The sequence below is a fragment of the Limnohabitans sp. 2KL-51 genome (assembly GCF_003063645.1).
In the GTDB taxonomy this organism is placed as follows: domain Bacteria; phylum Pseudomonadota; class Gammaproteobacteria; order Burkholderiales; family Burkholderiaceae_C; genus Limnohabitans_A.
In genome coordinates, this window is the sequence record NZ_NESJ01000013.1 from 1 (window position 1) to 24,481 (window position 24,481).

The window sequence follows — 24,481 nt, forward strand, 5'->3', positions numbered from 1 at the left end:
CGATGATGTAAGGCACGCCCACCTGGCGGGCCAACAAGATGTGCTCGCGGGTCTGAGGCATAGGGCCGTCAGCAGCGGAACACACCAAAATAGCGCCGTCCATCTGGGCAGCACCCGTGATCATGTTCTTCACATAGTCAGCGTGGCCAGGGCAGTCCACGTGCGCATAGTGACGGTTAGCCGTCTCGTACTCAACGTGGGCGGTGTTGATCGTGATACCACGGGCTTTTTCTTCGGGCGCCGCGTCGATCTGGTCGTAAGCTTTGGCAGCACCGCCGAACTTGGCAGCCAACACGGTCGTGATGGCCGCTGTCAGCGTGGTTTTGCCGTGGTCAACGTGACCGATGGTGCCCACGTTAACGTGGGGCTTGGTCCGTTCAAATTTTTCTTTAGCCATTTTTCAAATCCTTAAAAAGAGCAATGCCCGTGTGTTGGTTTAATGTTTGCATCAGGTTGCTGAATCACTCCGCACGGGCACAGAGTGGCACTTGATCGCAGACAGTTTCTGTAGTTTCAGATCTGACTATCGCTTGCTTTTCGCTGGCTTTTAGTCAGAGGTGCCCGAGCAAATTCGCTGGGGCGAATTTGGTCCGGCACGCTTATCATTATTTAGCCCTTGAAGCCACAATGGCTTCGGCCACATTGCGAGGGGCTTCAGCGTAGTGCTTGAATTCCATCGTGTAAGTGGCGCGGCCTTGCGACATGGAGCGCAGAGTGGTCGAATAACCGAACATTTCAGACAAGGGCACCTCGGCCTTGATGGCCTTGCCACCACCGACCATGTCGTCCATGCCTTGAACCATACCGCGGCGTGAGGACAAGTCGCCCATCACGTTACCGGCGTAATCTTCTGGGGTCTCGACTTCCACAGCCATCATGGGCTCGAGAATCACGGGCTGGGCTTTGCGGCAGCCTTCTTTGAAACCAAAGATGGCGGCCATCTTGAAGGCCATTTCGTTCGAGTCCACATCATGGTATGAGCCGAAGTGCAGGGTGACCTTGACGTCCACAACGGGGTAGCCCGCCAACACGCCTTGACCCAGAGCTTCGATCACGCCTTTTTCCACCGCAGGGATGTATTCACGAGGAACCACACCGCCTTTGATGGCGTCCACGAATTCGAATCCCTTGCCAGGTTCCTGAGGCTCAACCTTGAGCACCACGTGACCGTATTGACCCTTACCACCAGACTGACGCACGAATTTGCCTTCGGCTTCTTCGACGGTTTTGCGGATGGTTTCGCGGTAAGCCACTTGAGGCTTGCCCACGTTGGCTTCCACACCGAATTCACGCTTCATGCGGTCAACGATGATTTCCAGGTGCAATTCGCCCTGGCCACCAATGATGGTCTGGCCGGATTCTTCGTCGGTCTGCACGCGGAAAGAAGGATCTTCTGCGGCCAAACGGGCCAGGGCCATGCCCATTTTTTCTTGGTCGGCCTTGGTCTTGGGTTCCACAGCTTGGCGAATCACGGAATCCGGGAACACCATGCGCTCCAAGGTGATCACGGCGTTGGGATCGCACAAGGTTTCACCGGTGGTCACGTCTTTCAAACCCACGCAAGCGGCGATGTCACCGGCACGAATTTCGTCGACTTCTTCACGGTTGTTGGCGTGCATCTGAACGATTCGGCCAATGCGTTCTTTTTTGCCACGCACAGCGTTGTAGACGGTGTCACCCTTTTTCAGAACGCCCGAATAAACACGCACAAAGGTCAACTGACCCACAAACGGATCGGTCATCAATTTGAAGGCCAAAGCCGCAAATTTTTCGTTGTCGTCCGCTTTGCGGGTGATTTCTTTTTCGTCTTCGTCAAAGCCTTTAATGGCTTTCACGTCCAAAGGCGAAGGCATCAGTTCGAGCACCGCATCCAGCATGCGCTGAACGCCTTTATTCTTAAACGCCGTACCGCACAACATGGGCTGGATTTCGCTGTTGATGGTGCGAGTGCGCAGGCCGTGTGTGATTTCCTCTTCTGTCAAGTCACCTTCTTCAAGGTACTTGTTCATCAACTCTTCAGAGGCTTCAGCTGCCGCTTCGACCATCTTCTCGCGCCACTCTTTGGCCAACTCGAGCAAGTCGGCTGGAATTTCTTCGAAATTGAACTTCATGCCCTGGGAAGCTTCGTCCCAGATGATGGCCTTCATCTTGCGCAGGTCCACCACACCGGTGAAGTTTTCTTCTGCGCCGATTGGGATCACGATCGGCACGGGGTTGGCCTTCAGGCGCAACTTCATTTGCTCGACGACTTTGAAGAAGTTGGCGCCGGTACGGTCCATCTTGTTCACAAAGGCCAAGCGTGGCACTTTGTACTTGTTGGCCTGACGCCACACGGTTTCAGACTGGGGCTGAACGCCGCCCACAGCGCAGTACACCATGCAAGCGCCGTCCAGAACACGCATGGAACGCTCAACTTCAATCGTGAAGTCCACGTGGCCGGGGGTGTCGATGATGTTGATACGGTGGTCTTCGAAAGAGCCGTCCATGCCCTTCCAGAAACAGGTGGTTGCCGCAGAGGTGATCGTGATGCCGCGCTCTTGCTCTTGCTCCATCCAGTCCATGGTGGCAGCGCCGTCGTGCACCTCACCAATTTTGTGGTTCACGCCAGTGTAAAAAAGAATACGCTCTGTCGTCGTGGTCTTGCCAGCGTCAATGTGCGCTGAAATACCGATGTTGCGATAGCGCTCGATGGGGGTGATGCGAGCCATATATTTCTCCGATGATGATGTACTAAAGCCCGCCACCCCTTTTGGGGCCAGCGGGCTGGCTTCTGACAGTGTGGGACTTCTTTATGAAGCCCCTGTGAATCAGAAGCGGAAGTGTGAGAACGCCTTGTTGGCTTCGGCCATGCGGTGAACTTCGTCACGCTTTTTCATGGCACCACCACGGCCTTCGTTGGCCTCGAGCAATTCATTGGCCAAACGCAGGGCCATCGACTTCTCACCGCGCTTGCGAGCGGCTTCTTTGATCCAGCGCATCGACAGGGCCAAGCGACGAACAGGGCGAACTTCAACAGGCACCTGGTAGTTCGCACCGCCCACGCGGCGGGATTTCACCTCCACCATGGGCTTGACGTTGTTGATGGCGATGGAGAACAACTCGACAGGGTCTTTGCCTGTTTTCTTTTCCATGTTTTCGAGGGCACCGTAAATGATGCGCTCGGCCACAGCTTTTTTGCCGCCTTCCATGATCACGTTCATGAACTTGGACAACTCGACATTGCCGAACTTGGGATCCGGCAGGATTTCACGTTTAGGGACTTCGCGACGACGTGGCATATTTCACCTCATATTGCTTCAGTTGGTATCTTTTCAGACACCGCGAGCGCTATTAAAAACACTCACTTACTCGACCCACCTGGACAATTCCGGGCTTCGGGTCACTTCGCTGGATCACCGCGCCACGCGGGAAACAGCTCCGAGAAAATTCAACCCAAAAGGGTTTACTTGGCTTTTGGCTTCTTCGCGCCGTACTTGGAGCGAGACTGCTTGCGGTCTTTCACGCCTTGCAAGTCGAGCGAACCGCGCACGATGTGGTAACGCACACCTGGCAAGTCTTTGACACGACCACCGCGCACCAGAACCACCGAGTGTTCCTGCAGGTTGTGGCCTTCACCGCCGATGTACGAAATGACTTCGAAACCGTTGGTCAAGCGAACTTTGGCCACTTTACGCAGCGCCGAGTTAGGCTTTTTTGGCGTCGTGGTGTACACGCGGGTGCACACGCCACGACGTTGTGGAGAGTTTTGCATCGCAGGGCTTTTGGACTTGATCGTTTCGACCTCGCGCCCCTGACGCACCAATTGATTGATGGTTGGCATTGTTTGTAACGTCCCTAAACGTTGAATTTTGACAAAAGAAACTTCCCCGCCCCAAAAGCGGAAAAGCCCGCCAGTATAACCGCATGGTGAATGAGTGGCAAGTTATCCACAATTTAACGGAACTTCGGCGGGCGCTGGCGGTTCCAGCAGGTCATTTGATCCAAAGCCTCACAGCGTCCCATGCCCGCCCGAGAACGCCGGCTTGTTCGACCGGCTCCAGCACCTGCAAAGGCACCTCAAACAATGCTTTTTCACCCTGCAATAGCTTCAAGCTACCCAGCGCCTGTCCTTTGGCATAAGGCGCGACCAAGGGGTCCGGGCGTACCACCTGGGTTTTGAGTTGCGCTGCGCTGCCTGCTGGGATGGCCACCACCAAGGGGCGCACCGAGCCAAGCTTGAGCATCGGCTGTTTACCTTTCCAAACCGGTAGCGTGACCACCGCCTGGTTGGCGTCAAAGAGCTTCACCGCATCAAAGGCTGCATAACCCCAGTTGAGCAGCTTCTGACTCTCATTGGCACGGGCATTTTCACTTTCGGCCCCCAGCACCACGCTCAGCAAGCGCCGCGTGCCCACATTAGGTAACTGGCGCTTGGCTGATGCCACCAAGCAATAACCAGCAGCCTGGGTGTGGCCGGTTTTGAGGCCATCCACGCTGGCATCCCGAAACAACAACAAATTGCGGTTGGTGTCATTGGCCGCCGGAGTGCCTTCGTAACGGTACTTTTTGATGGCGTAATAAGGCACATAGTCTGGAAAATCACGCATCAACCGCGTGGCCAGCAAAGCCAAGTCACGGGCGGTGGTGGTGTGACCAGGGGCTGTGAGGCCTTCGGGGTTTTTGTAAAGCGTTCTGTGCATGCCCAAAAAGACCGCCTGGTCGTTCATCAATTGCACAAAGCGCTCGACGCTGCCAGCCACCCCCTCGGCCAATGCCACCGTCGCGTCGTTGCCCGACTGGACAATCATGCCTTTGAGCAAGTCCTCTACGGGCACCTTCATCTTGGGGTCAATAAACATGCGCGACCCAGCCATCTTCCAGGCCCGCTCGGACACTGGCAAGGCCTGTTTGATGTCGATCTTGCGATTTTTCAAAGCGTCAAAGACCAAATAGGCCGTCATCAGCTTGGTCAGCGAAGCGGGCTCCACTGCCATATCGGGGTCTTTGGCCGCCAAAACTTGATTAGCGGTCACGTCCATCAGCAAATAGGCTTTGACCGCCATTTCGGGCGCTTCAGGCATTTGGGCCTGGACGCACCAAGAAGCAGCGGCCAGCCAAGCACCGATCCAAAATTTCAAAAATGCGTTCATGCGCTCGTTTGTTATTCAGAAAGTTGGCAAACCAGGAAGGCCCGAGCCGAGCGGCACAAACGGCCTATCGATCAAAAAGGGGTTGAACACAAGACCCAGCCATCAGGACCTCAAATGGCGCACCACCAAGGATTTGAGAAGGGGTAATTGTCCGTGAAAGAAGTGTTCACATCCGGGAATCACCGTGATGGGCAGGGATTGTGGTCGGGCCCAGTCCATCACGCTGGCCAATGGCACTGTGTCGTCTAGCTCGCCATGCAACACCAAGCAGCGCTCGTGCAAATCGAGGGCCACCGGGGCCAACTCAAAACGCGACGCTGCCGTGCCCACCAGCACCAGTTGTTGTGGCGGCCGTCGATCGCCCAAGGCTTGCACCACATGGCTGGTGACAAAAGCACCAAAAGAAAAACCGGCCAACGCCAGCGGCCCCTCGGGTGCCACCTGTGCGATGACCTGGAACATGTCTGCAGCTTCACCTCGGCCTTCGTCGTAGGTGCCCTCGCTCGCGCCCACGCCCCTGAAATTGAAGCGCACCGCTCGCCAGCCGCTTTGCACAAAAGCACGCGCCAAGGTCTGCACCACTTTGTTTTGCATGGTGCCGCCAAACAAGGGATGGGGGTGGGCAATCACGGCCGTGCCCTGCACCGCGCCTTCAGCAGGCTCGTCCAGCAAGGCTTCGATGTGCCCTGCCTGGCCTTGCAGACTGAGCGTTCGGGTCGTGGCGTTCATCAACGCCCCAGGTGCTCGGGGGTCACCAAACGCTGGACCACCTGGCCATTTTTCAAATGCGACTCGACGATCTCGTCGATGTCAGTTGTGTCCACGTAGCTGTACCAAACGCCTTCCGGGTAAACCACGGCCACCGGCCCGCCCGCGCAGCGGTCCAGGCAACCGGCCTTGTTGACCCGAACTTCGCCAGGACCTGCCAGGCCGAGAGCTTTCACACGGGACTTGCAGTGGTCAAAAGCGGCTTGGGCGTTTTGTTGTGCACAACAGGCCTCGTTGTTTTTGCGCTCGTTCAGGCAAAAAAAGATGTGGCGCTTGAAATAGGGGCTGGGGGTTTCGGTGCTCATCCAGCAATTTTAGGCCCCACCAACGGGCAAGGGGTTCACCCGGCTCAGGAAAGGCCGGGCGAGGACAGTCGGCGCACCAGATACACCAGCAAGGCATAGGGCCACAGCCAACCCACCCACTGAATCAGGCCATGAAAACGGATGAAGCGCCCCTGCTCCCAAGTCTGCAGGGTCAAGGAAAAATACACATCGGCCGATGCGCTGTTGAGCAAGCTCAACTGCAGCACCAAAGCCGCCAAAGCCAGCACCCAGCATAAGCGGGGCGGACACAGCGACAGCACCACCGCCCCCACCAATGCCCACACCAAGCCCATGAACACCTCAGGGCTGATCCATCCCCAAGCGTGCACGGGGCCATATGTCAAAGCGGCCGACAAGGCGCTGGCCAACAAGCCCATCGCCAGGCACGCCCCGGCTACCACCCAGCGCTGCGGCCTGCGGCGCACCACGCCATACGCCAGCAAACAAGGCAGCAGCAAACCGACGGCCACACACAAGGTCTCGGTCAAGGGCAACAAAGGCTGGAGTTCTGCCACGCGCACAGGCCACCAATCCAGCCAGGGTGTGTCCTGCAACCATTCGATCCAAGTGGTCTCCACCCGCTCAAACACATGCCCTAGACCAAACGGGACTGGGGCCGGAAACAGCAAGGCCAAGGGCCACAGGGCCAGCAAGGCCAGTGCACCACTGGCTTCGGCTTCAAACCAACGGTCCCTGAAACGACTCCAGCGCTCGAGCAGCCCCGCCCAAGCCAGACCCCGGGCCACCAAGGCACCTGCCCAAGCGCCCCCCACATTCAGCACCCAATCGAGGTTGGAAGGCACCCGCACCGGCAAGAACATCTGCAACGACTCCATCACCAGCGACAAGGCGGCGGCCACCAAGGCCGCCATGGTGACGGCAGGCCATTGTCGGCGGCTGCGGTGCACGGCCAGCGCCAGCAAAAAGCCCAAGGGGGCATAGCCCAGCACATTGGAAAAAACGTCAAACCCAGTCCAGTAGCGTGGCCAGGGTGCGGTCAGGAATGCCCAAGACACCAGACCCTGAAAGCGCCAATTGTCGAAGGGGTACAGGCTGGCGTAGCCGATCAGGACCGCATACAGCCAGAACAAAGGCCAGGCGGTTGTTTTGCGCCAGGTGGGCTTGCGCATAAGCCTGACTGGTCAGCCTTTAAAAAGGCTTGACCACCACCAAAATAACCGCCAGCAGCAGCAGCAGCACCGGCGCTTCGTTGAACCAGCGGAACCAGACATGGCTGCGCTGCATCTGGCCGTTTTCAAACTGACGCAAGAGCACACCGCAACTGTGGTGGTAACCCAACAAAGCCAGCACGATCAGCAGCTTGGCATGCATCCAGCCTTGGCCCGAGCCCAGACCGATGCCGTAATAAAACCACAGCCACAAACCCAGCGCCAAGGCCGGAACAGCCAAGATGGTCATAAAGCGGTAGAGCTTTCGTGCCATCAGCAGCAGGCGATCGCGCTCGGCGGCCGAGTCGGCTGGCACCATGGCCAGGTTGACGTAAATGCGTGGCAAATAAAACAGGCCGGCAAACCAGCTGGCGATGAAAACGATGTGAAGGGCTTTGATCCAGAGCATGCTTTAAGTGTAGCCAGTGATGCCCGAGCTAGGGCCTATTTACTGGGCAAAAAAAACCCCCGGCCAGGGGCCGAGGGTGGGAAGCCTTTTTGCTGTCACACATCAAGGCGCCCGCTCAGGGAGGAAAAGCGGGAGGCAGCAAGCTACCCAATCAGGAATTTATCAAATAACAAAGCCAATAACAAGCATGTGTTTTGCTTTTATGTTGTTTTTATCATTTGATGCTGTCCATGCATTTCACCAGGAGCGCACTGCCACCTGAGCGACTGCGCGCACCCAGCTACTTTTGGCATCCACGGGGACTTCAGGCACAATTTTCAACATGAACCCAGTCGCCTCCTTCCCTTCCAACCGCCCACGCCGCTTGCGCCGTGACGAATTCACCCGCAATCTGGTGCGTGAGCACCGGGTCACAGCGCACGACCTGATCTACCCGGTCTTTGTGCTGGACGGGCAAAACCAGCGCCACCAAGTGGGCTCTATGCCCGGCGTGGAGCGCCTGAGTCTGGACCTTTTGTTGCCTGTGGCCGAAGACTGCGTCAAGCTGGGTATCCCGGTCATGGCGCTGTTCCCGGTGATCGACGCCAGCCTGAAAGACCCCACAGGCAGCGAAGCCATGAACCCCAATGGCTTGGTGCCGCGCGTGGTGCGTGAGCTGAAAAAGCGCTTTCCCGAACTGGGCGTGATGACCGATGTGGCGCTCGACCCCTTCACCAGCCACGGCCAGGACGGCCTGCTGGATGAGACCGGCTACATCCTGAACGACGAAACCACGGCCGTGCTGGTGCAGCAAGCCTTGACCCAAGCCGAAGCGGGCGTGGACATGGTGGCACCCAGCGACATGATGGACGGGCGCATTGGCGCGATCCGCCAGGCGCTCGAAGCACGCGGCCTGATCCACACCCGCATCATGGCCTACAGCGCCAAGTACGCCAGCGCCTTCTACGGCCCCTTCCGCGACGCGGTCGGCTCGGCGGGCAACCTGGGCAAAAGCAATAAAAAGGTCTACCAGATGGACCCCGGCAACACCGACGAAGCCCTGCGCGAAGTCGCCATGGACCTGGCCGAAGGCGCTGACATGGTCATGGTCAAGCCCGGAATGCCTTATCTGGACATCGTGCGCCGCGTCAAAGACGAATTCAAGGTGCCCACCTTTGCCTACCAGGTCTCGGGCGAATACGCCATGCTCAAGGCCGCTGCGCAAAACGGCTGGCTGGACCATGACCTGGTCATGATGGAAAGCCTGCTGGCCTTCAAACGTGCCGGAGCCGATGGCGTGCTGACTTACTTTGCCCGCGACGCTGCTCGCTGGATCGCCGCCCATTGAAAGACGCCCACAGCCTTGCGGGCGTACCCGGCTTGCGAGTGTTCAGCATCACCGGCAACCAGGTGCAGGCTTGGCCTGAGCACAGCGCCGAAACCCTGCAGCCCCAGGCCTTGCCCGAAAAAGGCTTTCTCTGGCTGGCTTTTTCCCGCTCGCATTTCGAGCGCCATTTGCCCGCCATCCAAGCCAGTCTGCAGCAACTGACGGGACAAAGTCTGGTGGACCTGCATGTCGCGGACTTGCTCAACGGCCAACTGCCCTCACGCTACGACTTCACCTCGCACTACGACCTGTTGGTGTTTCGCCGATTGGCGCAACATACGGGCGCTACCCCTCGTCACAGCGAAACCAAGGCCGCACACGTCCAGGTCAAACGGCCAGGCCCACCCATCTTGCAGCGCATCGACACCAGCCCAGTGGGTTTTGCGGTGTTTGAGCGAGTGCTGTTGAGCGTGCACCCCGACGACTGCGTCGTGCGCGAAGCCTACGCCAGCCGCCTTTTGAACGCGACGGGCGACAAACCCCCGACCAACGACCCACGATCTGCGGGTGCACGGGGCATTCCTTTGAGCCCAGCCGACATGATGCTGCGCATCGTCAGCCAAATGGTGGACGCCTACCTCGACTTGCGCCGAGAACTGAGCCGCCAGCTCGACCATTGGCAGGCCGAACTGATCCACCCGGGTGCGCGCTTTCGACGTTGGGACGCCTTGCTGCAAGCCCGACTGGCCTTGCACCAGCTTGAAGACCTTTGCGACGACCAGCACACGGCCATGCTCAACTGGAACGAAACCCTGGACGACTGGGTGGTGAGCGATGACCAGACCGCGCTTCGCGAGCACGAGTTGCTAAAAGTACGCTGCCGGGACGTTCTGGAACACATCGACCGGGTGGTTCACCACGTACGCCGCTTAGAACACAACACAGAAACCGCCGTACAAATGCACTTCAACGCCCAAGGCAACCGCACCAACGACATCATGCGCACCTTGACGGCGCTAACCGCGATCTTCTTGCCGCTGAACCTGATCGCGGCGGTGTTCGGCATGAACTTCGAATTCATGCCCTGGCTGCACAAGGCCAGCGCCTTTTGGTGGACGCTGGGCGGCATGGCAGCCGTTGCCACCACCTTGGCCCTGGTGTTTTGGCGCAAGCGCTACCTGGCCCGCACGGGTGAATGAGCCCACCTGTATCACCCTCGACTTGATCGGGGGTCCATGACTGCGGCTGCCATGGTGACCCGCATGCGCGGTTATGGCCAACCTAACTCACCCGCTCAGCCCAAATGCTGCTTGAAAAACGCCAGCGTGCGCTCCCGTGCCAGTTGGGCCGAAGGTGCATGCCAAGAACCGCGCTGGTCGCAATTGAAGCCGTGGTGGGCCGTGTAGGTGAACACCTGCACTTGCGGATGTGCATTTTTGAAAGCCTCGACCGAATCCAGCGGGATCCATTTGTCTTCTTCCGCAAAATGCGCCATGACCGGCACCTGAGGCTGGCGGGCGATTTCGGCAGTGGTGGTGACGCCGCCTCCGTAATAAGGCGCTGCAGCACTCAAACCCGTCAAGGTGCAGGCCGCACGCCAAGTCAGCAAACCGCCCCAGCAATACCCCACGATGGCGACCTTGCCGCCTGAGGCCTGCCCGGCATGGTCAATGGCCGCCTGAATGTCCTGCATCACGCCGGGCGCGGGCAAGGCCTCCACAGCCGTTTTGTAGCCAAAGCCCTCACCCATGTCGGCATCGGCGTACCCCAGCTCCACCCCCGGCTTGACGCGGTGGAAGGCGGCCGGGGCCACAGCCAGGTAACCCTCTGCCGCATAGCCATCGGCCACTTGGCGGATGTGGCTGTTCACGCCAAAAATTTCCTGAATCACCACCACCGCCCCCTTGGGTGTGCCAACAGGCCTGGCCTCGTAGGCGGGCACCCGTGTGCCATCTGCGCTTTGAAGTTCAATCATCGTTCCCATGTGTTTTCCTTTCGGGTAGAGGTCAGTTCAACGGGCCAGCGCACGTTCGACAAACTCAAGGCGATCCTGGCCCCAAAAAATCTCGCCATCAACCACATAGCTGGGGGCACCAAACACCCCTGCATCAATGGCCGACTGGGTGTAGCGTTCATAACGCTCTTGCACCGCCTGGCTGCGCGACTGTGCCATCAAGCTTACCGGCAAATTCTGCTCTTGCAGCAATTGGACCAGCACCTTGTCGTCGGCCATGTTGCGCTCTTGCGCCCAGCAAGCCGCCAAAATCGCACCCGCAATTTGCATGGCCGCCAATGGGCCATGGGCCAGATCGGTGGCAATGGTCAGACGGGCCGAGTCGTCGCCACCCACCGGAAAATACTTGGGTTTGAGGTTCAAGGGCACATTCAAGTGCTGGCTAAAGCGCTGCAACTCCATCAAGCGATAAGCCTGGCGCTGGGGCGCACGCTGGCCTAAGGGCAAGCCGCCCGAAATCGGAAACACCTTGCCCCCCAGATCGATGGGCATGACACGCAGCGTGGCCCCCGTGCGCTGCACGATGTCAGCCAAGCGCTGGTGGCCCAAATAGGCCCAGGGGCTTTGCGGTGCGAGGTAATAGTCCACTGTGCGACCCATGCTGTCTCCTTGTGTGTTGTGTAATCTTTGTATCGAACAAGGGTTTTAACCGTTCTCAACATTTTTTGCAGGAGATATGCCGTGAACAAAGTCTTGTTGGTGACCGGCGGTAGCCGAGGGATCGGCGCGGCAACCGCCCTTTTGGCGGCAAAAAATGGCTGGTCGGTGGCAGTGAACTACACCGCCAACTCGCTGGCCGCCGACGAAGTGGTTCGGCAAATACGCGCATCGGGCGGGCAAGCCATGTCGGTGCAGGCCGACGTGGCCGAAGAAGCGCAGGTGCTGCGCATGTTCGAGCACATCGACGCCAAATTGGGCCGCCTGACCGGGCTGGTCAACAACGCCGGCGTGGTCGACGTCAAGGCCCGCGTAGACGAAATGAGCGTGGCCCGTTGGAAACGGATGTTCGACATCAACGTGATCGGCAGCCTGATCTGCGCCCGCGAAGCTGTGCGCCGCATGAGCACCCTTCACGGCGGAGAAGGCGGCAGCATCGTCAATGTGTCCAGCGCCGCCTCTCGCTTGGGCGCGCCTGGCCAATACGTGGACTACGCCGCTGCCAAGGGCGCGATCGATGCCTTCACCCTTGGCCTGGCCAAAGAGGTGGCCGCTGAGGGCGTCCGGGTCAACGCGGTGCGCCCGGGTCTGATCGACACCGAGATCCACGCCTCTGGCGGCCTGCCCAACCGGGTAAAAGACCTGCAGCATCTGGTGCCCGCTGGGCGCGGTGGCAGCGCCGAAGAAGTGGCCGAGGGCATTGTCTGGCTGCTGTCGGACGCGGCCAGCTACACCACCATGAGCTTTCTGGACATTTCGGGAGGCCGTTGATGGCCGAAATCAAATACTTTTGGGAAGACATGGCGGTGGGCGAGGTGCGCGACTTGGGCAGCCTCACGCCAACCCGAGAAGAAGTCATCGCTTTTGCCACCCAGTTCGACCCACAACCCTTTCACCTGGACGATGAAGCGGCCAAAGCCTCGGTCTTTGGGGCCTTGTCGGCCAGCGGCTGGCACACCTGCGCCATGGCCATGCGGCTGATGGTGACCAACTTCCTGCAAGAGACCTCCAGCCTGGGCTCACCCGGCATTGAAGGCCTAAAATGGCTCAAACCGGTGTACCCGAACGACACCCTGCGTCTGCAAAGCACGGTGCTTGAGACCAAACCCATGAGCAAACGCCCCGATGTGGGCATGACGCGCAACCTGTGGGAAATGTTCAACCAGCATGGCGACAAGGTGCTGCACATGGAAGGTTGGAGCATGTTCAGAAGGCGCACACCGGCAGCCTGAGGCAGCGCACAATCGGGCGATGGACTTCAAACCACTCATCACCCTGCTGGCCATCGTCAACCCTCTGGCGATCGTTCCGTTTTTCATCCACTACACCCAAGGGTTTAGCGCTGCCCAGCGAAAAAAAACCATTTGGGTGTCGTCTTTTTCTGCTTTCGTGGTGATCACAGCCAGCGCCTTGCTGGGCCTGCAAATTCTGGAATTTTTCGGCATCTCGCTGGCCAGCTTTCAGGTGGGCGGGGGCATGCTGCTGCTCACATCGGCTTTGTCGATGCTGAATGCTCAGCCCGCAGAAGCCCGCGCCAATGCCGAAGAAGTGCACGACGCAGAAGCCAAAGCGGCTGTGGGTGCCAGCATCGCCGTGGTGCCACTGACCATTCCGCTGCTCACAGGTCCTGCCACTATGTCCACAGTGGTGATCTATGCGGAAAAAGCCAAGAACTTCGCACAACTCGGCACCCTGGTCGGCTACGGCGTGGTCATTGCGTTGGCCACTGCCTTGTGCTTTTCACTGGCCACCCCGATTGCCCGCATCTTAGGCAAAACCGGCATCAACGTGATGACCCGGCTGATGGGTTTGATTCTGGCCGCGCTGGCTGTGGAAGTGATGGCAGATGGGCTGCACAAGCTATTTCCAGTGCTGGCCGGTCGCTGAACTGCGCCTTGACTGTGAGGGTCAGACGCCGAAACCGCTCTCCAAACTTGACCTCAAATGCGCTACCAGCGCCGTCACCGCCCGGGGAACATGCGGTGCATACGGGCGGATGGCGTAAATGGTTTCGGCAAATGCCCCCACGGGTTTCCAGCCAGGCAGCACCCGTACCAAGTGCCCCTTGCGCAGTTCGGCCTGGGCACTGAAATCGGGCAACAGAGCAATGCCTGCGCCCGAGAGTGCGGCTTCGCGCAGGGCCTCGCTGTTGTTAGCAGCGAAATTGCCCGACACGGGCACCGTGACCCGTTCGACCGCTTTTGCATCGAGGACCTCAAAGGTCCAGACCGGGGTGTCTTGCGAGCGGGGGTAGTGCAAGCAGTTGTGGGTTTGCAGGTCGCCTGGAACTTGCGGTACGCCATGTTTGTTTAAATAAGTTGGAGTAGCCACCAGCACCGATTCGGTCGCGCACAGCGCCCAAGCCACATGGGTGTCGGGCGGGCGGGCGGTGTGGCGAATGGCCAGGTCGTAGCCTTCGGTGGCCAAAGCGCTCAGGCGGTCTGACAGGTCCAGCTCGATGCGCACGTCCGGAAAGTCTTGCAAGAAAGCTGCAAACAGCGGCACCAGCTGCTGCCTTGCAAACGCCACTGGGGCCGTCACCCGCAACAAGCCACCGGGCTGCTCGGCCAAGTCGCGAACCTGGGCAAAGCTCTGCTCGATCTGTTCAAAGGATGCTCGGGTTTCATCCACCAGCCTTTGGCCCGCCTCGGTCAGGCGCAGGCTGCGGGTGGTGCGCTGCACCAACGTGACTTTGGCAGCTCGCTCCAGCTCGGCAATGCGCTGGCTCATCGCGGCCTTGCTCACGCCCAGCCGGGCAGCGGCGGCCGTGTAACTGCCCTGCTGGGCCAACACGCTGAGCCAGTGCAGATGGGTCCAGAGGGTGTTGATTTTTTGGTCTTCCATACATTCATTGTTCACTATTTTGAACAATCAATTCAGGTTTACGGTCTTGTGGCGGGTTAAGGGGGTGCCTACACTGGGCTTTGTTTCGGCGCTTTTTATTGGCAAGAGCTGCATACAAGGCGCTGAATTCTTGTAGGAGCCCACCCCTGTGGGCGATCAAAGGGTCACCACATGATCGGAGAATCGCCCACGGGGTGGGCTCCTGCAACAGACAAACCGACGATCAATCGGCGCAAGCCAAACGGAGACAACCATGAGCATCACGAACATCGGTCATTACATTGGCGGCCAAGCCGCCGCAGGCACGTCAAGCCGCAGCCAGCCGGTCACCAACCCCGCCACCGGTGCCGTGACCGGCAGTGTGGCCCTGGCCAACAGCGCTGAGGTCGCCAAGGCTGTGGCTGCTGCCCAAGCGGCGTTTCCCGCTTGGGCCGACACGCCACCCCTGCGCCGCGCCCGCGTGATGTTCAAGTTCCTCGAACTGCTGAACACCCACAAAGACGAGCTGGCCCACATGATCACCGCCGAGCACGGCAAGGTGTTCACCGACGCGCAAGGCGAAGTGAGCCGAGGCATCGACATCGTGGAATTTGCCACCGGCATCCCGCAGCTGCTCAAGGGCGACTTCACTGACCAAGTCTCCACAGGCATTGATAACTGGACGCTGCGCCAGCCGCTGGGCGTGGTGGCGGGCATCACACCCTTCAACTTCCCCGTCATGGTGCCCATGTGGATGTTCCCGGTCGCCATTGCGGCTGGCAACACCTTCATCCTCAAACCCAGCCCAACCGATCCCAGCGCGTCGCTGTTCATGGCCGCGCTGCTCAAAAAAGCCGGTCTCCCTGACGGCGTGTTCAACGTGGTGCAAGGCGACAAGGAAGCCGTGGACGCGTTGCTCGAACACCCCGATGTGAAAGCCATCAGCTTTGTGGGCTCCACCCCGATCGCCAACTACATCTACGAAACCGGTGCCCACCACGGCAAACGAGTGCAGGCCTTGGGCGGTGCGAAAAACCATTTGGTCGTCATGCCCGACGCCGACATCGACCAGACCGTGGACGCGCTGATTGGTGCAGGCTACGGCTCGGCGGGCGAGCGCTGCATGGCGATCTCGGTCGCGGTACTGGTGGGCGATGTGGCCGACAAGATCTTGCCCAAGCTGATCGAGCGCACCAAGGCGCTGCAAGTGCTCAACGGTGAAAACCTGGCTGCCGAGATGGGCCCCATCGTGACAGACGCCGCACGTCAACGCATCAAGGGCTACATCGATGCAGGCGTCGCCGAAGGCGCCAAGCTGCTGATCGACGGTCGCGAGTTTGACGGCGCGAAGGCCGGTGCCGGTTGCGAGCAAGGATTCTGGCTCGGCGGCACGCTGTTCGACAACGTGACCACCGACATGAAGATCTACAAAGAAGAAATCTTTGGCCCGGTCTTGAGCTGCGTGCGCGTGCCCGACTTTGGAACGGCGGTGCAGATCATCAACGACCACGAGTTCGGCAACGGCGTGAGCTGCTTCACCCGCGACGGCAACGTGGCTCGAGAATTCGCGCGCCGCATTCAGGTGGGCATGGTCGGCATCAACGTGCCGATCCCGGTGCCCATGGCCTGGCACGGCTTTGGCGGCTGGAAGCGCTCGCTGTTTGGCGACATGCACTCTTATGGCGAAGAAGGTGTGCGCTTTTACACCAAGCAAAAGTCCATCATGCAGCGCTGGCCCGAGAGCATTGGCAAGGGTGCCGAGTTTGTGATGCCGACGGCCAAATAAGCACGCATGAAAATTGGCCACCCCGGGCCTTTGACCCCGGGGCCTGCTTCATGCGTTTAGGCATGGCTTTGAAACCATTAGCCAAATTGAAAAATAGTTTTAAAGGCCGCTATTATTTACAAATATGTACAAATAAAATTTATCAAAATTAATTTTGAGTTCTTTCAATTGGTAAAATTTTTGACGGTTCTTAACCCTCTTAACTTTCAAAACCCATGAAAAAACTCATTCTTGCATCTTCTTTGGCACTTTTGGCCATTTCCGCTCAAGCTCAAACTGCTGGCTACTACGGTGGTGTTGAGATGTTCAACAACCGCTTCACTGACCACACTTCAACCACTGGCGGTGGTATTTTTGCTGGCTACCGTCTGGGCAATGGCTTGGCTTTTGAAGTCAACGGCAACCGCATTGGCACTTTAAATATCGGCACAGACAAACTCAGCGTCAGCCAAATGAGCGTTTCGGCTCTGTATTCCCTTCCCGTGTCCAACACAGTCAGCGTGTTCGGCCGTTTGGGCTACGGCAACATGCGCGTTTCACAAGCCAACAGTTTCTCCAACCGCGGTTTCAAACTGGACGACGGCATGATTTACGGTGGCGGTATCAGCTACCAAGTCAACAAGCAAGTGGCCATTCGTGGCGAGTTCCGCAAGCCTGAATCAGATATCCGCGGTTTTGGCGTGGGTGTGAGCTACAACTTCTGATTCCGAACGGTTTTAAACACCGTTTCAAAAGCCACCGACAGGTGGCTTTTGTTTTTGGGGTCATGGATCAGGGCCACTTGCCCAAACCACAGGCATTGGCGCACAAGCATGACCCGGGACCTGATCACGGAAAAAATAGGTTCGCTGAATCTTGGAGGACGCAACGCACTGGCCCATCCAACGCCTCGGGCAACCCCAAAGTACGCACATTTGTCAGAAAGGGGTCGGTTTGGGTCAGGGATTTCCCCTGAATGGGGAAATCCCTTAGCAAAACGGAGGGCTTGCGGGCTTACATTTCATCCACTCGATGCAAAGCAGTACTTGCATCCCGAGGGCCGAGGAGACACTGAAGCCTAAGAACTCCAACATTGAACAGCATCCAACGAGGTGTGTTTTTTCAAAGCGTCGCGCAAGCGGCGCTTTTTTTTGTCCCTCTGGCCTCCAGCCGGTGACATCCACAACACGGGCACACTGCCACAATCGCGCCCATGGAATTACTGATTGTTTCGCTGGCCTCCTTGCTGGCAGGGATGATGGACGCGATCGTGGGCGGTGGTGGCCTGATCCTGATCCCCGCCTTGTTTGCCACCTTTCCGGGGGCAGCTCCGGCCACTTTGTTTGGCACCAACAAAAGCGCCGCGATCTGGGGCACGGCTTTTGCCACCTTGCAGTACAGCCGCAAGGTGGTCATGCCCTGGCGCGCCTTGCTGCCCGCTGCCGGCGCGGGTCTGTTGGGCTCCTTGATCGGGGCATGGGTGGTCACACAGGTCGACCCCGCACTGTTTCGCAAAGCCTTGCCCGTCATGATGGCCGCTCTGCTGATGTACACCCTGGCCAAAAAAGACATGGGACGCACCCACGCGCCCCGCTATGCAGGTGCAAAGCAGGCCTGGGTTGGGGCCGCTATCGGCTTGACGATCGGCTTCTACGACGGGTTTTTCGGACCCGGCACGGGCAGTTTTTTGGTGTTTGCCTATGTCCGCTTGATGGGCTATGACTTCTTGAACGCTACGGCCTCGGCCAAACTGATCAATGTGGCCACCAATTTTTCAGCGCTGGTGCTATTTGCCATTCAAGGGCATGTGTGGTGGCACTTGGCTTTGGCCATGGCGGTGTCCAACATCATTGGCAGCCTGATCGGCACCCGGCTGGCGATGAAACACGGCTCGGGTTTTGTGCGCCAGGTGTTCATTGTGGTGGTGCTGGCCCTGATCTGCAAAACCGCTTACGACACCTGGTTACGCTAGGCTTTCACCGCAAACGCCACTTGATCTGCCCCGCGTACTGCGCCAGCGCCACGCCCAATAAGGTCACACCGGCCCCGGCGATCTTGATCCAGCTGTAATGCTCGCCCGACAAAGCCCAAGCAAACAAGCCCGCCATGGGGGGCATCAAATACATCAAAGGGGCCGTGCGGGCCACGCCGCGCACCGTGTTGATCCAGCCCCAAGCCAACCAGCCAATGAAGGCTGAGACCAATATGGACCAAAATAAACCCACCCAAGCCCAAAAGTCGAGCACCGACCAATTGGCGGCCATGCCGGCGGGCACCGACAAAAGCATCACGGGCAAACCGCCCAGTAAGGTGGCATAACCCATGGTCAAGACCGGCCCATGTTTTTCCATCACGGGTTTGACGGCCACGGTGTAATAAGAAAAGAAAGCGGCGGCGACCAACAAAACCAAATCGCCCCCGCCTGCCCGCCAATTGCCGCCCAGCAACTTGTCGGACAGGAACATCAACACCCCGCCAAAAGCCAGGGCCACACCGGACATTTGCGCTGCGGTCAGGCGCTCAAGCCCCTGGTACCGCAGGATCAACAAAGTCAAAATCGGTCCACACGCCAAGATCACCGAACTGGAAAACGCCGTGGACCAGTGGATGCCGTAAGTGACCAAGCCCACATGCACAGAGTGGCCAAGGAAGCCCAGCCAGGCCATCTGCATCCAGTCCTTGCGGGGCAAAGGGGGCAGCCAATGGCCAAAACGCCAACGCATCAGCAACAGCGCACACGTGGGCATGATGAGGTAACGCGCCCACAAAAATCCACCCGGTGTGATCAGGTCAAACAGGTACTTTTGCAGGGTAAAGTTGCCTCCCCAGATGACCACCAGCACAAGCGCCACAAGCAGGGCACGTCGGTCGTGACGGTGTAAGTGAGTCGGGTCGGGCATGCAAGGATTGTGGTGCCAGCTGGCAGCATCCCGTGTCTCGCTCGCATCAAGAAGGCCACAGGGTCACCGCGCAGCGCCTTTGGGCTGGGTCATGGCCTGAACCCAGACAGAAAACGCCTGGCCAACAAGTTGTGCTGGCCAGGCACTGACATCACTTCTTGCGCGCAGCGACGGCGGCTTCGGCCTCTTTCACCAGGGCAGGGCCCACGGTGTTTTTCCACTTCTCGTACACCGGGCGTGTGATTTTGACGAAGGCATCGCGCTCATCGGCGGAGAGCGATGTCACCGTCACGCCCATGGCGGCGATGTCCTTGAGCACGGGCTTGTCGGCTTCTACCAGGCCTTTGCGGGCAATGGCGATTTCAGCTTTGCCCGCGTCCACAGCGGCCTGACGCACAATGGCCTGGTCAGCGGGTGTCCACGATGCCCAGATGTCCTTGTTGACCACAAAGATCAGCGGGTCGGCCACATAGCCCCAGGTGGTCACGAATTTCTGGCCCACGGTGTGCATTTTCAGCACGGTGAACAAAAAGAGCGGGTTTTCCTGACCATCCACCGCGCCGCTGGACAGCGCAGGCTGCGCATCGGCCCAGCTCATTTGAGTGGGGTTGGCCCCCATGGCGCTGAACATGTCCGAGTAAATGGGCGAGCCCACCACACGGATTTTCATGCCCTTCAGATCGGCCGGCGACTTGATGGGGCGCTTGGAGTTGGTGAGTTCACGGAAACCGTTTTCACCCCAAGCCAAGGGCACCACACCCGACTTGTCTAGGGTCTGGAAAATCTTCTGGCCCACGCTGCCTTGCGTCAACGCGTCGATGGCGGCGTAGTCGGGCATCAGGAAGGGCAGCGAGAACAGGTTCAGTTCCTTGACCTGAGGTGACCAGTTGATGGTCGAGCCCACGGCCATGTCGATCACGCCCTGGCGCAGTGCGCTGAATTCGCGGGTCTGATCGCCCTGGATCAGTGAAACACCGGGGTAGAGCTTGATGTTGATGCGACCTTGGGTGCGCTCTTTGACCGTGTCGGCCCACATCTTGCCGGCTTGGCCCCAAGGTGTGGGCGGGCCCAACACCAGGGACATGCGGTACTCGGCCTTGTAATCGGCGGCCACGGCCGGGGCGGTAAAAGCACCCAAACCAGCAGCTACAGCCAGCAGGCTGAGCAAATGACGACGAAGTTTCATGGTTGTCTCCTTGTTGAAAAAATGAACATCAATAACCCAAATAACGCGGCAGCCACAGGGCCAGTTCAGGCCAAGCAATCACCGCCAGCATGACCAAGAACATGGAAAACAGCATCCAGCCGACCCAGCGCACGGTTTCTTCCATGCGCACCCCGGCAATGCGGCAGGACACCATCAGGTTCACAGCCAGCGGCGGCGTGAACTGGCCCAGCGCCACTTTGAGCGTGAGGATCACGCCAAACCAGACCGGGTCCCATTTGTAGTACTGCACGATGGGCCACAGGAGCGGCACAAAGATCAAGAAGATCGACACGCCGTCAAGGAACATGCCGACGGTGATGAGCATGAGAATGAGCAGCGCCAGCACACCGTATTCGCCCAGGCCCGAGTTGACGATGGCGTTCGTGACCGGATCGATCACCCCCAGCGTGGACAGCGAAAAGGCAAAAATACCCGCCAGTGACACCACCAGCAAGATCACAGCCGACAGCTCGCCCGACTCGCGCAAGATGACAAACAGATCGCGCACCTTGATCGTGCGGTAAATCACCATGCCCACAAACAGGCCATAGAACACCGCCACCACCGCCGCCTCGGTTGGCGTGAACCAACCAGCACGCATGCCGCCCAAAATCAAGACCGGCGCGGCCAAGCCCCAAATGGCTTCAACAAAGCTTTTCCACAACTCAGGGCGCGGCAAACTGGCCTCCAGCGCACCCATCTTGTGCTTGCGGGCCATCCACACCGTGGGCACGATCAAGGCCAAGCCCGCCAAAATACCCGGAATCATGCCCGCCGCAAAGAGCGCGGGCACCGAGGCGCCAGGCACCAACACCGAATACACAATGAAGGCCACCGAAGGCGGAATCAAAATGTCCGTGGCCGCTGCCGCGCCGACCACACTGGCCGAAAACGAAGCGGGGTAACCGGCCCGCGACATGGCCGCGATCATGACCGCACCCACCGCCGCTGCGTTGGCAGGACCTGAGCCCGAAATACCGCCCAAAAACATGGCCACCACAATCGCCACCAACGGCAGCATGCCGGGGCCACGGCCCACGATGGCCACAGCAAAATTGACCAAACGCAACGCCACACCTGAGCGGTCAAAAATGGAGCCCACCAGCACAAACATGGGAATGGCCAGCAGCGGGTACTTACCCAGACCAGCATAAAAGTTTTGCGGCACGGCCAGCAGGCCAAACCACTGCGCATCAGAGTTGGCCAGGGCAATGCAAGCGGCACCGGCCAAACCCAAAGCCGCGCCAATCGGCACGCCCATGAGCATCATGACCACAAAGGCCACAAACAGGAGAGTCGGGATCATGGCTGACGCCCCCGGCGGATGAACAAGCCCAGAGCACGCCCGGCAATGGCCACCGACAAGACCGGCAGCCAGATGGTGTACCACCACTGCGGCACGCCAATGCCCGGTGAGGTTTCACCGAAACGGAAGTCGTCCCAGACCACGCGCACGCTGAGCACCGCGATCAGGGTAAACAGCACAAACACCATCAAAGCACCAAAGCGGGCCAGCGCCCGCTGGCGTTTTTCTGAGCCGCTGTCGGCAAAATATTCGATGCGGATTTGACGGTTGCGGGCCACCGAGGCCGAACCCGCCACCAGCGCCAGCACGATCATCAAGAACACCGAAAACTCTTCCGTCCAGGCAAAGGACTGGTCGGTGAAATAGCGCACCAGCACATTGGCAAAGGTGATGAGCGAGAGCAGCCCCATCACGATCACCGTGAGCCAGTCTTCTATTTTCAGAGGAACGGCGGTTTCTTCATCGGAATCAGCAGCAGCCACTTCGGCGGGGGCCTGCTCGTGCAAATGGGTCATAGGTCTCAAGTCAAATTAAAATTCACTTTACCATGGGGTTCTTGACCACAAGCCGCTCGAACAGGCCCCAAAGCGCCTCTTGAGCACAGGGATTACCCCATAGAAGCCCGCTGAATGCAGGTGCAGGCTGATCACAAACAAGGAGCAACACCCTCACCGGGTGACGGGCTTCAGGCAGTCCTGAGCTGCGGCAACGATCTGCTCGGCCGACACGCGGGCCACCGCTTCGAGCACGGGGGCGTATCCCACTGGGATGCGCGGTGCGCCCAAGCGCTTGACACGCACGCCCAGGGTTTCGGCCACGGTGGCGGCGATTTCGGCCCCAAAGCCTGCGGCCTGAATGGCTTCGTGCACCACCAGCAGGTGCCCTGTTTTGGTGGCAGATTTGAGCACCGTTTCCTTGTCCCAGGGCCACAGGGTGCGCAAATCGATCAGCTCGACCTCAATACCCAGAGCTGCCAGTTGATCACACGCCGTTTGGCACACCTGCACCTGGCGGCTCCAGCTGACCATCGTCAGGTGGCCTCCTGGGCGAAGCACAGCAGCTTTGCCCAAGGGCACTTGCACGTTTTCGTCTACCGGCCCTTCGAGACCCCAGAGGGTCTTGTGTTCCATGTAGACCACCGGGTCGCCGCACTGCATGGCCGCGCGCAGCAAGGAATAGTTGTCCTGCACCGAGCCCGGACACACGACCACCAAGCCAGGCATGTGGGCAAACCAGGCCTCTAGTGACTGCGAATGCTGCGCCGCCGAGGCATCCCAGATGCCAATGGGCATACGGGCCACCAAGGGCACGCGGCCCTGGCCGCCAAACATGTAACGGTTTTTGGCGGCCTGGTTGATGATTTCGTCCATGCCGCACAGGGCAAAGTCGACCACGCGCATCTCCACCACCGGGCGCATGCCCGCCAGCGCCATGCCCACGCCGCCGCCCATGATGGCCGCTTCGCTGATCGGTGTGTCGATGATGCGGTGCGTGCCAAAGGTCTGTTGCAGGCCTTTGTACTGGCCAAAGATGCCGCCCCGCCCCACGTCTTCGCCCATGACCACCACGCGCTCGTCGACTTCCATTTCGCGCTGCACGGCCAGCACGGCGGCCTGGCTGTAGCTCATCGTGTTCAAAACCATTGACCTTCTCCTGTGGTCTGAATGTCGGTGTAGGCTGCTGTCACATTGGGCCAGGGCGCCTGGTCAGCTGCCTGCATGGCGGACTGCACTTCGGACTGGGCTTGCTTGTCCATCTGGTCGCACGCGGCATCGGTGCTACCGAGCGCCAGCAGAGCGCGGCGGGCGTTCTGGATGGGGTCGTTTTTCAAGGCTTCTTCGACTTCGCGGGGGTCGCGGTAAGCGGCCAGGTCCACCGACACATGGCCTTTGACGCGGTAAGTGAGCGCATGCAACAGTCGCGGCCCATGACCCGAGCGAATGGTCTGCACCAGCTCGGCGGCTTTTTCGTGAACAGCCCACACATCGTTGCCATCGACCAGGTGCGCTGCAATGCCCAGGCTTTCGCTGCGCGCCGAAGCACCGGGGCCAGCGATCATGGGGCCGCTGGCGGTGGTGGCACTCCAGCGGTTGTCTTCACACACAAAAAGCACCGGCAGCTGGTGCACCTGTGCCCAGTTGAGCGCTTCTAAAAACGGTCCCCGGTTGGTGGCACCGTCACCAAAAAAACACACGGTGATGTCGCTGCGCTTCTGCAATTTCTGGGCGTGTGCAGCGCCCACGGCAATGGGCAGGCCCGCCGCCACCACGCCATTGGCCCCCAGCATGCCGACCGAAAAATCGGCAATGTGCATGGAGCCGCCCTTGCCCCCGTTAAAACCTGTGGCTTTGCCGTACAGCTCGCACATCATACGGCTCAGGTCCGCTCCCTTGGCCAGGGTGTGGCCATGGCCACGGTGGGTGGAGGTCAGGTAATCGCTGGGGGTGAGGTGGGCGCACACGCCGGCGGCCACACCTTCCTGCCCGGTGGACAGGTGCAAGGGGCCGCGCACTTTGGCGCTGCCGTCGGCGGTTTTGTTGTAGGCGCTGACGCCTCCCTGGCTCAGGATTTCTGCGGCATTTTCAAACGCCCTGATGCGGGCCATGCACAGGTATAAAGCGGCTAATGCGTCTTTTTGAGCGATGGAGGGCAATCGATGTCTCCTGAGTTGAGATCGCCCCGGAAAACAACTTTCTCAAGGC

At 59.2% G+C, this 24,481-nt stretch carries 26 protein-coding genes; 8 read left to right on the plus strand and 18 right to left on the minus strand.

The window, feature by feature from the left end:
* The 9 genes from B9Z49_RS14145 to B9Z49_RS14185 form a co-directional block, all read right to left on the minus strand.
* Positions 1 to 397, minus strand: a 397-nt coding sequence (locus tag B9Z49_RS14145; RefSeq protein WP_199225065.1) for a GTP-binding protein, incomplete at its 3' end; no start/stop codon positions are given.
* Between the two features lie 208 nt (positions 398 to 605).
* Positions 606 to 2,708 (minus strand): elongation factor G, encoded by a 2,103-nt coding sequence (gene fusA / locus B9Z49_RS14150; protein WP_108354088.1) that lies wholly within the window; start codon positions 2,706 to 2,708, stop codon positions 606 to 608.
* 99 nt (positions 2,709 to 2,807) lie between these two features.
* The gene (rpsG, locus tag B9Z49_RS14155; protein ID WP_019426275.1) at positions 2,808 to 3,278 is read right to left on the minus strand and encodes a 30S ribosomal protein S7; all 471 of its coding nucleotides are present in this window, start codon (positions 3,276 to 3,278) and stop codon (positions 2,808 to 2,810) included.
* 164 nt (positions 3,279 to 3,442) lie between these two features.
* Positions 3,443 to 3,820 carry a 30S ribosomal protein S12 gene (rpsL, locus tag B9Z49_RS14160; RefSeq protein WP_011466063.1) on the minus strand — a complete coding sequence of 126 codons (378 nt, stop codon included), beginning with the start codon at positions 3,818 to 3,820 and terminating at the stop codon, positions 3,443 to 3,445.
* A 151-nt stretch (positions 3,821 to 3,971) separates the two neighbouring features.
* Positions 3,972 to 5,060 (minus strand): D-alanyl-D-alanine carboxypeptidase family protein, encoded by a 1,089-nt coding sequence (locus tag B9Z49_RS14165; RefSeq protein WP_233254643.1) that lies wholly within the window; start codon positions 5,058 to 5,060, stop codon positions 3,972 to 3,974.
* Positions 5,061 to 5,231: 171 nt separating this feature from the next.
* Complete coding sequence (locus tag B9Z49_RS14170) at positions 5,232 to 5,858, minus strand: alpha/beta hydrolase (RefSeq protein ID WP_108354090.1); 627 nt, start codon at positions 5,856 to 5,858, stop codon at positions 5,232 to 5,234.
* Positions 5,858 to 6,202, minus strand: coding sequence for a ferredoxin (locus B9Z49_RS14175; protein ID WP_108354091.1), 345 nt, complete (start codon positions 6,200 to 6,202; stop codon positions 5,858 to 5,860). Before B9Z49_RS14175 ends, B9Z49_RS14170 begins: the two co-directional genes overlap by 1 nt.
* Positions 6,203 to 6,246: 44 nt before the next feature.
* Positions 6,247 to 7,353 carry a VanZ family protein gene (locus B9Z49_RS14180; protein ID WP_108354092.1) on the minus strand — a complete coding sequence of 369 codons (1,107 nt, stop codon included), beginning with the start codon at positions 7,351 to 7,353 and terminating at the stop codon, positions 6,247 to 6,249.
* Between the two features lie 19 nt (positions 7,354 to 7,372).
* Entirely contained in the window at positions 7,373 to 7,801 is a 429-nt protein-coding gene (locus tag B9Z49_RS14185; protein ID WP_108354093.1) for a CopD family protein, read from the minus strand.
* A 322-nt stretch (positions 7,802 to 8,123) separates the two neighbouring features.
* Between B9Z49_RS14185 and hemB the strand changes: the two genes are divergently transcribed.
* Together hemB and B9Z49_RS14195 are read left to right on the plus strand one after the other, a co-directional pair.
* Entirely contained in the window at positions 8,124 to 9,128 is a 1,005-nt protein-coding gene (hemB, locus tag B9Z49_RS14190; protein WP_108354094.1) for a porphobilinogen synthase, read from the plus strand.
* A 32-nt stretch (positions 9,129 to 9,160) separates the two neighbouring features.
* Positions 9,161 to 10,306, plus strand: coding sequence for a magnesium transporter CorA family protein (locus tag B9Z49_RS14195; RefSeq protein ID WP_108354224.1), 1,146 nt, complete (start codon positions 9,161 to 9,163; stop codon positions 10,304 to 10,306).
* A 95-nt stretch (positions 10,307 to 10,401) separates the two neighbouring features.
* On the opposite strand, the gene B9Z49_RS14200 is transcribed toward B9Z49_RS14195, so the two are convergent.
* Both B9Z49_RS14200 and B9Z49_RS14205 read right to left on the minus strand, forming a co-directional pair.
* On the minus strand, positions 10,402 to 11,091 hold the full coding sequence (locus B9Z49_RS14200; RefSeq protein WP_108354095.1) for a dienelactone hydrolase family protein: 690 nt from the start codon (positions 11,089 to 11,091) through the stop codon (positions 10,402 to 10,404).
* Positions 11,092 to 11,118: 27 nt separating this feature from the next.
* Entirely contained in the window at positions 11,119 to 11,721 is a 603-nt protein-coding gene (locus B9Z49_RS14205; RefSeq protein WP_108354096.1) for a 2-hydroxychromene-2-carboxylate isomerase, read from the minus strand.
* Between the two features lie 81 nt (positions 11,722 to 11,802).
* On the opposite strand from B9Z49_RS14205, the gene B9Z49_RS14210 reads away from it, so the two are divergent.
* The 3 genes from B9Z49_RS14210 to B9Z49_RS14220 are packed head-to-tail and all read left to right on the plus strand — an operon-like array spanning position 11,803 to position 13,665.
* Positions 11,803 to 12,549: an SDR family oxidoreductase gene (locus tag B9Z49_RS14210; RefSeq protein ID WP_108354097.1), complete on the plus strand. Its 747-nt coding sequence runs from the start codon at positions 11,803 to 11,805 to the stop codon at positions 12,547 to 12,549.
* Entirely contained in the window at positions 12,549 to 13,010 is a 462-nt protein-coding gene (locus B9Z49_RS14215; protein WP_108354098.1) for a MaoC family dehydratase, read from the plus strand. The genes B9Z49_RS14210 and B9Z49_RS14215 overlap by 1 nt, the downstream gene beginning before the upstream one ends.
* 19 nt (positions 13,011 to 13,029) lie before the next feature.
* Entirely contained in the window at positions 13,030 to 13,665 is a 636-nt protein-coding gene (locus B9Z49_RS14220) for a MarC family protein (protein ID WP_108354099.1), read from the plus strand.
* Positions 13,666 to 13,686: 21 nt separating this feature from the next.
* Here the strand turns inward: B9Z49_RS14220 and B9Z49_RS14225 are convergent, their stop codons facing one another.
* On the minus strand, positions 13,687 to 14,622 hold the full coding sequence (locus B9Z49_RS14225; RefSeq protein WP_108354100.1) for a LysR family transcriptional regulator: 936 nt from the start codon (positions 14,620 to 14,622) through the stop codon (positions 13,687 to 13,689).
* Positions 14,623 to 14,875: 253 nt separating this feature from the next.
* On the opposite strand from B9Z49_RS14225, the gene B9Z49_RS14230 reads away from it, so the two are divergent.
* From B9Z49_RS14230 to B9Z49_RS14240, 3 genes are all read left to right on the plus strand, one after another.
* Positions 14,876 to 16,387: a CoA-acylating methylmalonate-semialdehyde dehydrogenase gene (locus tag B9Z49_RS14230; protein WP_108354101.1), complete on the plus strand. Its 1,512-nt coding sequence runs from the start codon at positions 14,876 to 14,878 to the stop codon at positions 16,385 to 16,387.
* 215 nt (positions 16,388 to 16,602) lie between these two features.
* Positions 16,603 to 17,091: a porin family protein gene (locus B9Z49_RS14235; RefSeq protein WP_108354102.1), complete on the plus strand. Its 489-nt coding sequence runs from the start codon at positions 16,603 to 16,605 to the stop codon at positions 17,089 to 17,091.
* A 488-nt stretch (positions 17,092 to 17,579) separates the two neighbouring features.
* On the plus strand, positions 17,580 to 18,338 hold the full coding sequence (locus B9Z49_RS14240; RefSeq protein WP_108354103.1) for a TSUP family transporter: 759 nt from the start codon (positions 17,580 to 17,582) through the stop codon (positions 18,336 to 18,338).
* A gap of 4 nt (positions 18,339 to 18,342) precedes the next feature.
* Here B9Z49_RS14240 and B9Z49_RS14245 read toward each other — a convergent pair whose 3' ends face one another.
* The 6 genes from B9Z49_RS14245 to B9Z49_RS14270 all read right to left on the minus strand — a co-directional run bounded on the left by B9Z49_RS14245 (position 18,343) and on the right by B9Z49_RS14270 (position 24,384).
* Positions 18,343 to 19,266 carry a DMT family transporter gene (locus B9Z49_RS14245; RefSeq protein ID WP_108354104.1) on the minus strand — a complete coding sequence of 308 codons (924 nt, stop codon included), beginning with the start codon at positions 19,264 to 19,266 and terminating at the stop codon, positions 18,343 to 18,345.
* A gap of 151 nt (positions 19,267 to 19,417) precedes the next feature.
* Entirely contained in the window at positions 19,418 to 20,452 is a 1,035-nt protein-coding gene (locus B9Z49_RS14250; RefSeq protein WP_108354105.1) for a DctP family TRAP transporter solute-binding subunit, read from the minus strand.
* 28 nt (positions 20,453 to 20,480) lie between these two features.
* The gene (locus tag B9Z49_RS14255) at positions 20,481 to 21,779 is read right to left on the minus strand and encodes a TRAP transporter large permease (RefSeq protein WP_108354106.1); all 1,299 of its coding nucleotides are present in this window, start codon (positions 21,777 to 21,779) and stop codon (positions 20,481 to 20,483) included.
* On the minus strand, positions 21,776 to 22,294 hold the full coding sequence (locus B9Z49_RS14260; RefSeq protein WP_108354107.1) for a TRAP transporter small permease: 519 nt from the start codon (positions 22,292 to 22,294) through the stop codon (positions 21,776 to 21,778). Before B9Z49_RS14260 ends, B9Z49_RS14255 begins: the two co-directional genes overlap by 4 nt.
* A 153-nt stretch (positions 22,295 to 22,447) precedes the next feature.
* A complete protein-coding gene (locus B9Z49_RS14265; RefSeq protein ID WP_108354108.1) occupies positions 22,448 to 23,422 on the minus strand; it encodes an alpha-ketoacid dehydrogenase subunit beta in 975 nt (324 codons plus the stop codon).
* Positions 23,413 to 24,384: a thiamine pyrophosphate-dependent dehydrogenase E1 component subunit alpha gene (locus B9Z49_RS14270; protein WP_199225074.1), complete on the minus strand. Its 972-nt coding sequence runs from the start codon at positions 24,382 to 24,384 to the stop codon at positions 23,413 to 23,415. The genes B9Z49_RS14265 and B9Z49_RS14270 overlap by 10 nt, the downstream gene beginning before the upstream one ends.
* Positions 24,385 to 24,481: the final 97 nt, after the last annotated feature.

Bases quoted from the DNA above. Each gene is read 5' to 3' on its own strand.
- fusA (WP_108354088.1), bottom strand. From the start codon at position 2,708: ATGGCTCGCATCACCCCCATCGAGCGCTATCGCAACATCGGTATTTCA.
- rpsG (WP_019426275.1), bottom strand. From the start codon at position 3,278: ATGCCACGTCGTCGCGAAGTCCCTAAACGTGAAATCCTGCCGGATCCC.
- rpsL (WP_011466063.1), bottom strand. From the start codon at position 3,820: ATGCCAACCATCAATCAATTGGTGCGTCAGGGGCGCGAGGTCGAAACG.
- B9Z49_RS14165 (WP_233254643.1), bottom strand. From the start codon at position 5,060: ATGCCTGAAGCGCCCGAAATGGCGGTCAAAGCCTATTTGCTGATGGAC.
- B9Z49_RS14170 (WP_108354090.1), bottom strand. From the start codon at position 5,858: ATGAACGCCACGACCCGAACGCTCAGTCTGCAAGGCCAGGCAGGGCAC.
- B9Z49_RS14175 (WP_108354091.1), bottom strand. From the start codon at position 6,202: ATGAGCACCGAAACCCCCAGCCCCTATTTCAAGCGCCACATCTTTTTT.
- B9Z49_RS14180 (WP_108354092.1), bottom strand. From the start codon at position 7,353: ATGCGCAAGCCCACCTGGCGCAAAACAACCGCCTGGCCTTTGTTCTGG.
- B9Z49_RS14185 (WP_108354093.1), bottom strand. From the start codon at position 7,801: ATGCTCTGGATCAAAGCCCTTCACATCGTTTTCATCGCCAGCTGGTTT.
- hemB (WP_108354094.1), top strand. From the start codon at position 8,124: ATGAACCCAGTCGCCTCCTTCCCTTCCAACCGCCCACGCCGCTTGCGC.
- B9Z49_RS14200 (WP_108354095.1), bottom strand. From the start codon at position 11,091: ATGGGAACGATGATTGAACTTCAAAGCGCAGATGGCACACGGGTGCCC.
- B9Z49_RS14205 (WP_108354096.1), bottom strand. From the start codon at position 11,721: ATGGGTCGCACAGTGGACTATTACCTCGCACCGCAAAGCCCCTGGGCC.
- B9Z49_RS14215 (WP_108354098.1), top strand. From the start codon at position 12,549: ATGGCCGAAATCAAATACTTTTGGGAAGACATGGCGGTGGGCGAGGTG.
- B9Z49_RS14220 (WP_108354099.1), top strand. From the start codon at position 13,030: ATGGACTTCAAACCACTCATCACCCTGCTGGCCATCGTCAACCCTCTG.
- B9Z49_RS14225 (WP_108354100.1), bottom strand. From the start codon at position 14,622: ATGGAAGACCAAAAAATCAACACCCTCTGGACCCATCTGCACTGGCTC.
- B9Z49_RS14230 (WP_108354101.1), top strand. From the start codon at position 14,876: ATGAGCATCACGAACATCGGTCATTACATTGGCGGCCAAGCCGCCGCA.
- B9Z49_RS14235 (WP_108354102.1), top strand. From the start codon at position 16,603: ATGAAAAAACTCATTCTTGCATCTTCTTTGGCACTTTTGGCCATTTCC.
- B9Z49_RS14240 (WP_108354103.1), top strand. From the start codon at position 17,580: ATGGAATTACTGATTGTTTCGCTGGCCTCCTTGCTGGCAGGGATGATG.
- B9Z49_RS14245 (WP_108354104.1), bottom strand. From the start codon at position 19,266: ATGCCCGACCCGACTCACTTACACCGTCACGACCGACGTGCCCTGCTT.
- B9Z49_RS14250 (WP_108354105.1), bottom strand. From the start codon at position 20,452: ATGAAACTTCGTCGTCATTTGCTCAGCCTGCTGGCTGTAGCTGCTGGT.
- B9Z49_RS14255 (WP_108354106.1), bottom strand. From the start codon at position 21,779: ATGATCCCGACTCTCCTGTTTGTGGCCTTTGTGGTCATGATGCTCATG.
- B9Z49_RS14260 (WP_108354107.1), bottom strand. From the start codon at position 22,294: ATGACCCATTTGCACGAGCAGGCCCCCGCCGAAGTGGCTGCTGCTGAT.
- B9Z49_RS14265 (WP_108354108.1), bottom strand. From the start codon at position 23,422: ATGGTTTTGAACACGATGAGCTACAGCCAGGCCGCCGTGCTGGCCGTG.
- B9Z49_RS14270 (WP_199225074.1), bottom strand. From the start codon at position 24,384: ATGGCCCGCATCAGGGCGTTTGAAAATGCCGCAGAAATCCTGAGCCAG.